A 9,020-nucleotide genomic window follows, 5' to 3' on the forward strand; every position below is an offset into this window, starting at 1 on the left:
GCGACGGCACGGGCGATGCTGACCGCCTTGGTCGTCGGCGCGGCTCACGGCACGGCTCACATTACGCTGCAGAGAAAACACGCGTACTCCCGAATCGATGATTGTCTGGTGATTTCCGGAGCCAGCACGGGACGACAGCCCGCGCTCTTCCGGCACGGTGGCAATGATCGGCCAGACTTGAGCGCGACAATCCGGCGAATAGACGCGGTTTTTTGTCCGATTTCGGCCCATGGCGGGGCGGCACCGGCGGGTACTCTGCGGGGGCTGAAACTGGGTGCGAACCGCCTGAGGCCCGCCTGCCGGCAGGCTACTCTGTGATGCAAGGGCGCACCACAAGACGAACTCTGCCGGTGGACCGGCATACAACGACCCAAATGACCACTATCTCTTCCATCGAGAGCATGCTGCAGCAACTGCGCGGGATGTCCCAGGTTGCCTCGGGCAACAGTGCCAGCCAGTCCGCCGCGCCGGTCGGCGGCGGCTTTGCCGGCGAGCTGCAGCGCTCGCTGGGCCGCATAAACGCCGCGCAGGAACGCGCCTACGGCCAGGCCGAGGCGTTCGAGCTGGGCAAGCCCGGCGTGGCGCTCAATGATGTGATGGTCGACCTGCAGAAGGCCAATGTGTCGTTCCAGACCGGGGTGCAGGTGCGGAACCGGCTGGTGGCGGCTTACCAGGAAATGATGAATATGGCGGTGTAAAGCCCACCGGCCTGCCCTGAACGCAAAGAGCCCCTGGCGCGCGCAAGCGGCCAGGGGCTCTTGTCGTCAGGAAGGCCTGCCGGTTCAGGCCTGCGCTTCAGCGCCTGCGGCCCTGCCCGCTTCAAGGTGGTAGATCCACGCCAGCAGTTCCGCCACGGCCACATAGAGCTGCGGCGGCACGTGGCTGTCCAGGTCGACCTGCATCAGCAGATTCACCAGGGTGGGCGAATCGTGGATATAGACGCCCGCTTCGCGCGCGCGGGCGATGATGGCTTCGGCCACCACGCCATAGCCCTTGGCGACCACGCGCGGGGCCCTGTCGCTGTGCTGGTAGGACAGCGCGATCGCCGCGCCGCGGTCTTGCGCCGCTTCGCTCATCGCGCCGCTCCTACCGTCATGTTGTCCTGGGTCTGCACGCTCAGGCGCTGCAGCACGATGCCCTGCGCCTCGAGCTGGTTGCGCAGCAGCGGCCGTGCCGCGATGAAACGCGCCGCGACATCGGTCTCAGGCGTTGCCACGCGGGCGTCGAGCCCCGCCGGTCCCAGTGTCAGCACCGCTTCGACGATGCCGAGGCTCGGCAATTGCAGCCGCAGGCGGCTGGACCATGGCCGGGCGCTGTCGTCATGGGCCTGCGCTGCGCCATCCGCGTCGGGGCGTAGCAACTCCCACTCCATCGGCACGCCGGGCCAGGCTTCGCCGGCAAAGCGGAACTGCTGCGTGGCGAGCAATTCCAGCTGCTGGCGGACCACGCCTTCGGTTGCCGGATGGATGGCCGGGCCGGCTGCCGAGGCCTGCTTGCCGGCGTCTGCCGAGGCGGTGTCCGGCAGGCCAGCGGCGGCGCGCGCCGCGTGGGGGATGAGGCTGTCCGGCGCTGCAGCGCGCGCGCCAGCCTCCGCGGTGCTCTGGTAGGCCTGCGTGGCCAGCGCCGCGGCGGACTGGCGTTGGGCCCCCGGTTCGGCAGCGGCTTCGCGGCTGTAGGCCGCCGTGGTGGCGGCGCCTTGCCGCAGCGCCTGTTCCGCCGCCGCATGGCTGTGGGCCACGCGCGGATTGCCGGCCGAGGCCAGCGCTTCAGCCAGCACCTGCGAGGCCGGAATCAGCGGCGGCGCTGAGGGCCGCCCCGGCTCTGCCGCTGCGGCACCGCCGGTATAGGTCAGCAGCGCAGACGGCAGCGTGGTTGCGGCGGCCTGCGCAGTGCCGCCTGGGGCAGCCGCCCGGGCCGGCACCGGTACTTGCGCCTGCGGCTCCTGGCGGATGCCGGGCAACGCGCGTGCGCCGGCAACCCACTGTGCAAGGTGCGATTCGTAGAACAGGCCGCTCTGCCCGACCGTGTTGGCAAGCGCCGACGCCGCAGCCTGCGCCGACGCTGGCGTGGGCGCGGCGGCCAGCAGCGGGCCGGCGCTGCGCACCGGCTGGGCCTCGGTACCGTCCATCACCGCCAGGATGGCCCGCGCCGCCGCGCTCAGCGATTCCTGCGTCGAAGTGCCCGGCAGCAAGGTAGCCTGGCCTGCCAAGGCGTTGGGGCCGGTGGCGTGCTGGCTGTGGCGGATCGCCTGGCCGGTGGAGCTCTGGACATTCGACTCGGTGGCCTCGGGCACGGGCTGCAGCGCCGCCAGCTTGTCGATGGCAAGCGCCGTGCGCAGCGGTTGTGGGTCCGGGGCCTGACCGGGTGCCAGGCCTGGAGGCAGATGGATGCCGGTCATACGGGTCGCGTGAATGCAGACGGCGGGCTTTCCGGCCCGCCGCGGGGAGTAGCGCAGCGGTCAGGCTGCGTCAGGCGGTGGCGCCGTAGGCGGCGGACAGTTCGATCTGGCGGCGCGAGCTGGTCAGCATGTCGCCGAGCTTCTTCAGCTGCGGCATGGCCAGGTCGCGGATGCGGGCATCGTAAGTGAGGATGCGGTCCAGCAACTGGTAGCGGCGCATGCGTTCCGCATCGGAGAACGGTGCCTCGTGGTCCATCTGCCGCAGGCGGTCCACCAGGGCCAGGTAGCCCTGCTGCAGCGCGGTGACGGTGTCCCAGTCAGCCGCCTGGGCGGCCTCGTGCATCCGTGCGGACAGCGCGAGGATTTCCTCGTAGCAGTCCACGATCGGGAAAAACTCGGGAAGGGAAGCCATGTCAGTTGTCCTGTAAGGCGGGTTGCCGATCCGCGGCCGTGTCGTCGATCTGCGCCCAGGCCGAAGCCAGGCTTTCGAGCAGCGTGTCGACTTCGGCCAGCAGGGCCGCGTCGCTGCGCAGGTTGGCCAGCATCAGCCGGCGCACCATATATTCGTACAGGGATTCGAGGTTGGCGGAGATCTCGCCGCCAACCTCATGGTCAAGCACGGCGCGCAGGCCGTTATCGATGATGTCGATGGCTTTGGAGATGGCGTTGCCGCGTTCGATGACGTTGCCGCCCTCCAGGTGGAACTTCGCCCGCGCAATGGCTGCGCGCGCGCCGTCGTACAGCATGGCGATCAGCTTGTGCGGGCTGGCGCTCATGGCGCCGGTCTGGACGCCGACCTGGGCGTAGGCGTTGGCGGATGCGCGGGCGAACATGGTTGGGTTCCTTCAGGCTGTGGTGTGCGGCGGGACGGTTACTTCTTGGTGCTGTTGTTCAGCGCATTGAACTGTTGCGTCAGGTAGCTGCTGGTACGGTTCATCTGCGCTACCACCAGGTCCAGTTGCGTGAACTGGGCCTTGTATCGAGCCACCGTGGCAGTAACGCGGTCCTGGACGCGGTCATAGTCGTCTTCCAGGTCCTTCAGCGTCTTGGTGATGCCATCCTGAGCCACCTTCAGCGCGCCATCGGTCTTGCTCAGGCCCTCGATATAGGTGCTGGCGCGCTTGCCGATGCCGCCGTCGCCGGTGGTGCTGGAAAACAGGGACGTGACGCCACCCAGGTCTTCGTTTATCGCCTTGGTCAGCTTGGTGTCGTCCAGCTTCATCGTGCCGTCTTTGTCGAACGAGATGCCGACGTCGATCAGCGTGATCGTGCCGCCGTTGCCGTCATCCATGGCACCGCCCAGCATTGAACGCAGGCTGGACTGGATCGAGCGCAGCGTGCCGTCGCCGGTCAATGCCGCGGACGTACCGGCCTTCGTATCGAATGCCGTCAGCGACTTGGCGGAACTCTGAATGTTGTTGTAGGCGGTGACAAAAGCCTGGACGGCGGCCTTGATTGCGACGTTGTCGCGGGTCACCACCAGCGATGTCGTGCCTGGCTTGACAAGGTTCATGGTCACGCCCTGCGCTGCGTCCACCACTGAATTGCTCTGGCTGACCACGTCGATGCCGTTGATCGTCAGCGTCGCATTGGCAGGCGGCACCTTCTGTTCCATCTTGTTGGCGGCGGGCGCCGCGGCCGGGTCGAACGCAACCACGTTGTTCAGTGCCGCATCGGTCGACGACACCCGCATGGTGGCTTGCGTTCCGGTCTTGTCCGACGTCAATACCAGGCGGTAAGGGCTGGCGCTGCCGTCATTGACGATGCTGGCCGTCACGCCGATGCTGGCCTTGTTGATGGCATCGCGCATTCCTTCGAGCGAAGAATCCGCGGGGATGGTGACCTTCTTGGTGCTAGTGGCGGCGCCACCGGTGGCCAGCGCTTCGCCGAAGTCGAACACGAGCTCGCCGCCACCGATCGCGGCCTTCTGGTCGGCAACGTTGCTGCTCACCAGCGACTGCGCGGTGGCCAGCGTGTTGACAGTAATGCTGTAGCTGCCAGGCACGGCGTTGGCAGCGGTGGTGACGTTCATCACGTCCGTGGTGCCGATGCTGGCCTTTACTGCGCCGAAGGTGGCAGCATCGGACAGCTTCTTCGCCGCGCCCTGGTAGGCGTCCAGCACGCTCTGCACCTGACTGTAGGCCGACAACTTGGTCTGGTAGCTCTTGGCCTGCGCATTGATGGCGTCAAGCGGTGCCTGCTCGGCCTTCTGCAGCTGGTCCAGCAGGTCGCTCAGTTGCAGGTTGGAACCGATGCCGATGGAGGAGATCGTTGCCATATTATTGTCTCGTCTTCAACTGATATTCAGGGCTCAGGCCGCGTGGTTGATGAACAACCCCTGCAGCTTGTCGATGGCGCGGGCAATGCGCAGCACCTCTTCGGTGGGCATCTGCCGGATCAGGTCGCCGGTTTCCTTGTCGATCACCTTGGTGATGACGCGGTGCGTGGTATCGTCGATCTCGAAGCGCAGGCCGATGGTGGTGGTCTTGAGCGCGTCGACCAGCTCGCCGATGGCGGCGCTGGTTTCCAATCCCTGTGCGGCTTCTGTGTGGTCGCTGGCCACGGCACGATCCTGTCGCTGCGTAGCATGGCTGGCCATGGTGGTGGCGCCGCCAGATGGCATGGCAACGGCTAAGCCTTCGGCTGGCATCCGCACGGTAAAGGGGTTCACTGTCGGGGGAGGCGCCATCGAATACTCCGTCCGGGTTGGCAGGGTTCAGTTCCAGGAGAAACGCTTTGCAGGCAGTCGGGCTGCCTGCGAAATGCTCCTCGGGCAAAAAGGCCGGGCCTTGCGGCCCAGCCTTCCTGCGCCATTCGCCGATGCGATTAACGCAGCAGCGACAGCACGCCTTGGGTGGTCTGGTTGGCTTGCGCCAGGACCGACGTACCAGCCTGTTGCAGGATGTTCGCGCGGGTCATGTTCGACACTTCCGTTGCGTAGTCGGCGTCCTGGATGCGCGAGCGCGACGAGGACAGGTTGGTCACGGTGGTGCCCAGGTTCGAGATGACGGAGTCAAAACGGTTCTGGACGGCACCCAGCGAGCTGCGCAGGTCGTCGACTTGCTTCAGCGCGGCGTCGATCTTCTTCAGTGCGTTGCCGGTGGGAACGCCCGTGAATTCGGCTGTGGGGGTGGCGCCGCTCAGGGAGATCGTGCCAACGGCCACGTTGAGGGTGCCGGCGGCACCGCCGTCGGCCAGGGTGCCGGCAGCGACGTAGTTCTTGCCCTGGACGGTGACGTAGCCCGTGGCTACGCCTGCAGCATCGTTGGCAACACGCACTACCTGGTCTTGCAGAGTGACGGGGCCGGCGATGCCATTGGCGGTGTCGTCGAATGCGACATCAGCTTCGTTGAGCTTCACGGCGCCGGTGGCACGATCAACCGAAGCAGCAAAGTAGTCGTCACCAGCCTTCACGACGAACTGGCCAGAGTTCGCGCCGGCAGCCGTCTTGACTTCGTGCAGTTCGAGGTCCGCTGCGGCGAAGGTCTTGCCGGTTGCGGCGTTGATCTTGGTGACGTCGCCCGCAGCGAAGCTCACGTTGAACGAACCGGTACCAGCGGCAGCGTTGATCGTGGTGATCTTCGGGCCGACGTCCAGCGAGTTCTTGGCCACCGAGAAGCCGCTCAGGCCCAGCGTGGTCCTGTCGATCTGCTTCAGATCGATGGAGATGGTCTCGCCGTCGTTGGCGCCAACCTGGACGGACAGCTTGTTGCTGCCGGCCAGAACCTTGACGCCGTTGAAGTCGGTCTGTTGCGACGTACGGTCGATTTCAGACAGGCGCTGGTTGATTTCATCCTGAATCGACTTCAGGTCGGACGAGGAGTTCGAACCCGTGGCCGCCTGGACCGACAGTTCACGAATACGTTGCAGGTTGTTGTTGACTTCGGTCAGCGCGCCTTCCGTCGTTTGTGCCAGCGAGATGCCGTCGTTGGCGTTGCGCTGGGCTTGCGTCAGGCCGCGGATGTTCGAGGTAAAGCGGTTGGCGATGGCCTGGCCGGCGGCGTCGTCCTTGGCGCTGTTGATGCGCAGGCCCGACGACAGGCGCTGGATCGCCGTGTTCAGCGACGATTGCGACGTGTTCATGTTGTTCTGAGTCATCAGAGACAACGAATTGGTGTTAATGACTTGCGCCATGGTACGACTCCTATATGCAAAGTTTTGGGCATTCCGGCTAGTGCCGTAACGTTGGCGGCCTGCTTTGCAGGGCGTAGAGTGCCTCCGTTGCTTGGGTTATCGACCGGGCAAGAGAAAGGTTTAGAGTGATCTCCGCGATAGTTTCGCGGGGTACCGGCAGGGCGGGCTGAGGCGCCGCGCGGCAGGGCAGGAAGGCGCGTGGGGCGGGCGTTGGCCTAGCGGCGCTTGCTGGTGCGGGGGATGTAGATCGGCAGGAAGTCCGGCTCCGGCGCCGGGGCCGGCGCCACCACCGGCGCGTCCGGCGCATTGGCCAGCGTAACCAGGCAGATCGCCCGCTTGTAGACCACCGTGGGCCGGATGTCGTCCGGCTGCCGGCCAAGCAGCACCACGTAGTCGTCTGACGCCAAGACAAGGCCCTGCAGCCGGGCGCCGGTGGCCAGGTGGACGATCACCGGGGCCTGGCTGGTCCTGTATGCCGCAAATTGCTGGTGTTGCAATTGTCTCCGGCTGCGTGACTTGGGCCGGGTTTCCTTCTTCTTCACAACGACTCCGGAAGAGCCCGCAAGGGTTCTGGCGGCTAATGGCTTGGGGTGCGCCACGGCCAGGGCGGCACGAGAAACATCCGCTCTCGGTAACGGCGCGTGTGCCGGCGGTTGGCGCTGCCAGAAGAGAAGGGGAATAATTCAGGGCTGAGAGTAACAAAGTTCTACAAGCGTTGACGAACCGTGTGTCAATTCGGATCTAGAGTCGCCGCTCTATAAAATGTGTTGCTCTCGAGGCCGTGATATTGTACAGCATTGTGCGCTGCCGCATGCCGCGGCTAGGGCGGCGGGGCGACAGGCCGGTTGGACCGGGCTCGCGATGAAATTGCCAGCCCATATGAAAAGTGCCCTGATGTAGCGTCAGGGCTAAGAACAATCAAAAGTGCGCAAATAATCTCATATCGTCGTAAGGGAATCCCCTGATAGAAACGGGATTTACACCTCATGTAAGCGCGTTTATATTCTTGGCAAGAGCTTTTCAGCTCGAGCAGTCCTGAAAAGCCTACGAGCACCCCGCGCGTAGGCTTCTTTTTTTGCCTGCGTCGTTTGAATCGCGCTCTGTGGCGCTGTGGCTGGTGCGGTTAGTAAAAACCGACCGGCCGTTCGGACTGCCCAGGCAGATTTAACGCCACTTTCGCGCCGCGCAATCCTCCGAAATGGGAGGATTTTTGCCGCCAATTCTCATTTCCGTTCAAGAAGTTCAGCTGAACGCCGATAGCCGGCGCGGCCCTTAGCCTGCCATCGTGGCGGTGCCGCGGGCCACGCGCCGCCGTGCGCGCGCTGCCAGGCCGGCGCCCAGCACCCAGCGCAGCGTCGGTGCCAGCACATGCATGCCCGCGAGTGCTGCCGGGCGCCGTATCGAAGGGCCGTCCAGATCGAGCTGTTGCCGTGCCCACGGCGGCAGCAATGCGATGCCCGCGTCGGCCATGATCCGCACCGCCGGCTGCAGCAGCGGGTTGGCCACCGGCATCTTCCGCACCAGCCGCACCACTTCGCTGGTGCGTTCGCTAGCCAGCAGCGCAGGCCGCATGGCCTCCAGGTAGGCCGTGACTTCGGCGCGCGAGCGCGGCACGTCGGCCGCGCCCAGCATCTGGGCGATGCGCGCAACCTCGTCGTAGTAGCGATCCTGCTCGGTGCCGCTCAGTGGTCCGACATAGCGCAGGTAGCCAGCCAGGAAGCTTGAGACCTCGGCCACGTGCACCCACGTCAGCAACGCCGGGTCGGAGGCGGCATAGTGCCGCCCGTCCGGGGCCACGCCGACCACGCCGGCATGGATGCGCCGTACGCGCCCGATCAGCGCCATGGCATCGGCACGGCTGCCGTAGGTGGTGCCGGCGATGAACTGCGCGGTGCGCCCCAGGCGCCCCTGCATGTCGGTGCGAAAGCTGGAGTGGTCCCAGACCCCGGCCAGTGCCAGTGGATGCAGTGTCTGCAGCAGCAGCGCACTGACGCCGCCCGCGAGCATTGCCGGAAAGTCGGCATGCACGCGCCAGCAGACCGCGTCGGGCCCGAACAGACCGGGATCGCCCGGCGGGTTGTCGTAGTCGAGGGTCACGCCGGAATTGCTGCGGGTCAGCGCGCGCACGTGCGCGCCGGCGCGCTCACGCAGCCTGGTGGAGAGATGGTTCAGCGGGCCGCGTCGTGGCTGCGCAGAGCGGCCGGCGGCGGGGTCGGTAAAGCTGGACAAGGCCGGTGCCTGAATGGGGAAGTCAGGGCCAGCATACACGGGATGCGGGGCGATGTGCGCGGGGTCATGCCGCGGCGGTTGCCGCAAAAAGGGCCGGAGCCCCCTTGCGGGAGTCCCGGCCTGTCAATCTCCGGCGTATGCCCCTGCGGCCGCACCGCATGTTGCGGCCGCACATACCCGGAAAGCTGCCTGTTATCGTGGCTGGCGCGGCTTACTTACGGCTGGCGTTGTCCGCCTTGTTGCCCACCCTGTTGCCCGC

The 9,020-nt window shown here is 65.9% G+C and carries 10 protein-coding genes; 1 reads left to right on the plus strand and 9 read right to left on the minus strand.

The window, feature by feature from the left end; all coding sequences use genetic code 11:
* The first annotated feature begins 374 nt into the window (after positions 1 to 374).
* Entirely contained in the window at positions 375 to 698 is a 324-nt protein-coding gene (fliE, locus tag AC3WRI_RS27295) for a flagellar hook-basal body complex protein FliE (protein WP_058697366.1), read from the plus strand.
* A gap of 84 nt (positions 699 to 782) precedes the next feature.
* Here fliE and AC3WRI_RS27300 read toward each other — a convergent pair whose 3' ends face one another.
* The 9 genes from AC3WRI_RS27300 to AC3WRI_RS27340 all read right to left on the minus strand — a co-directional run bounded on the left by AC3WRI_RS27300 (position 783) and on the right by AC3WRI_RS27340 (position 8,761).
* Positions 783 to 1,076, minus strand: coding sequence for an EscU/YscU/HrcU family type III secretion system export apparatus switch protein (locus AC3WRI_RS27300; RefSeq protein ID WP_058697365.1), 294 nt, complete (start codon positions 1,074 to 1,076; stop codon positions 783 to 785).
* The gene (fliK, locus tag AC3WRI_RS27305) at positions 1,073 to 2,398 is read right to left on the minus strand and encodes a flagellar hook-length control protein FliK (protein ID WP_010810684.1); all 1,326 of its coding nucleotides are present in this window, start codon (positions 2,396 to 2,398) and stop codon (positions 1,073 to 1,075) included. The genes AC3WRI_RS27300 and fliK overlap by 4 nt, the downstream gene beginning before the upstream one ends.
* A gap of 70 nt (positions 2,399 to 2,468) precedes the next feature.
* Positions 2,469 to 2,810 carry a flagellar protein FliT gene (locus AC3WRI_RS27310; RefSeq protein WP_011617815.1) on the minus strand — a complete coding sequence of 114 codons (342 nt, stop codon included), beginning with the start codon at positions 2,808 to 2,810 and terminating at the stop codon, positions 2,469 to 2,471.
* 1 nt (position 2,811) lies between these two features.
* Entirely contained in the window at positions 2,812 to 3,231 is a 420-nt protein-coding gene (gene fliS, locus AC3WRI_RS27315) for a flagellar export chaperone FliS (RefSeq protein WP_010810682.1), read from the minus strand.
* A gap of 38 nt (positions 3,232 to 3,269) precedes the next feature.
* Complete coding sequence (fliD, locus tag AC3WRI_RS27320; RefSeq protein WP_010810681.1) at positions 3,270 to 4,676, minus strand: flagellar filament capping protein FliD; 1,407 nt, start codon at positions 4,674 to 4,676, stop codon at positions 3,270 to 3,272.
* 33 nt (positions 4,677 to 4,709) lie between these two features.
* Positions 4,710 to 5,087: a flagellar protein FlaG gene (locus tag AC3WRI_RS27325; protein ID WP_011617814.1), complete on the minus strand. Its 378-nt coding sequence runs from the start codon at positions 5,085 to 5,087 to the stop codon at positions 4,710 to 4,712.
* Between the two features lie 137 nt (positions 5,088 to 5,224).
* Positions 5,225 to 6,532, minus strand: coding sequence for a flagellin FliC (locus AC3WRI_RS27330; RefSeq protein ID WP_011617813.1), 1,308 nt, complete (start codon positions 6,530 to 6,532; stop codon positions 5,225 to 5,227).
* A gap of 215 nt (positions 6,533 to 6,747) precedes the next feature.
* Positions 6,748 to 7,029, minus strand: a complete 282-nt coding sequence (locus tag AC3WRI_RS27335; protein ID WP_010810678.1) for an RNA chaperone Hfq — start codon at positions 7,027 to 7,029, stop codon at positions 6,748 to 6,750.
* Between the two features lie 775 nt (positions 7,030 to 7,804).
* Entirely contained in the window at positions 7,805 to 8,761 is a 957-nt protein-coding gene (locus tag AC3WRI_RS27340) for an oxygenase MpaB family protein (RefSeq protein ID WP_492294460.1), read from the minus strand.
* Between the last annotated feature and the right edge of the window lie 259 nt (positions 8,762 to 9,020).

The organism is Cupriavidus sp. FW305-27 (genome assembly GCF_058787995.1).

Bases quoted from the DNA above. Each gene is read 5' to 3' on its own strand.
- fliE (WP_058697366.1), top strand. From the start codon at position 375: ATGACCACTATCTCTTCCATCGAGAGCATGCTGCAGCAACTGCGCGGG.
- AC3WRI_RS27300 (WP_058697365.1), bottom strand. From the start codon at position 1,076: ATGAGCGAAGCGGCGCAAGACCGCGGCGCGGCGATCGCGCTGTCCTAC.
- fliK (WP_010810684.1), bottom strand. From the start codon at position 2,398: ATGACCGGCATCCATCTGCCTCCAGGCCTGGCACCCGGTCAGGCCCCG.
- AC3WRI_RS27310 (WP_011617815.1), bottom strand. From the start codon at position 2,810: ATGGCTTCCCTTCCCGAGTTTTTCCCGATCGTGGACTGCTACGAGGAA.
- fliS (WP_010810682.1), bottom strand. From the start codon at position 3,231: ATGTTCGCCCGCGCATCCGCCAACGCCTACGCCCAGGTCGGCGTCCAG.
- fliD (WP_010810681.1), bottom strand. From the start codon at position 4,676: ATGGCAACGATCTCCTCCATCGGCATCGGTTCCAACCTGCAACTGAGC.
- AC3WRI_RS27325 (WP_011617814.1), bottom strand. From the start codon at position 5,087: ATGGCGCCTCCCCCGACAGTGAACCCCTTTACCGTGCGGATGCCAGCC.
- AC3WRI_RS27330 (WP_011617813.1), bottom strand. From the start codon at position 6,532: ATGGCGCAAGTCATTAACACCAATTCGTTGTCTCTGATGACTCAGAAC.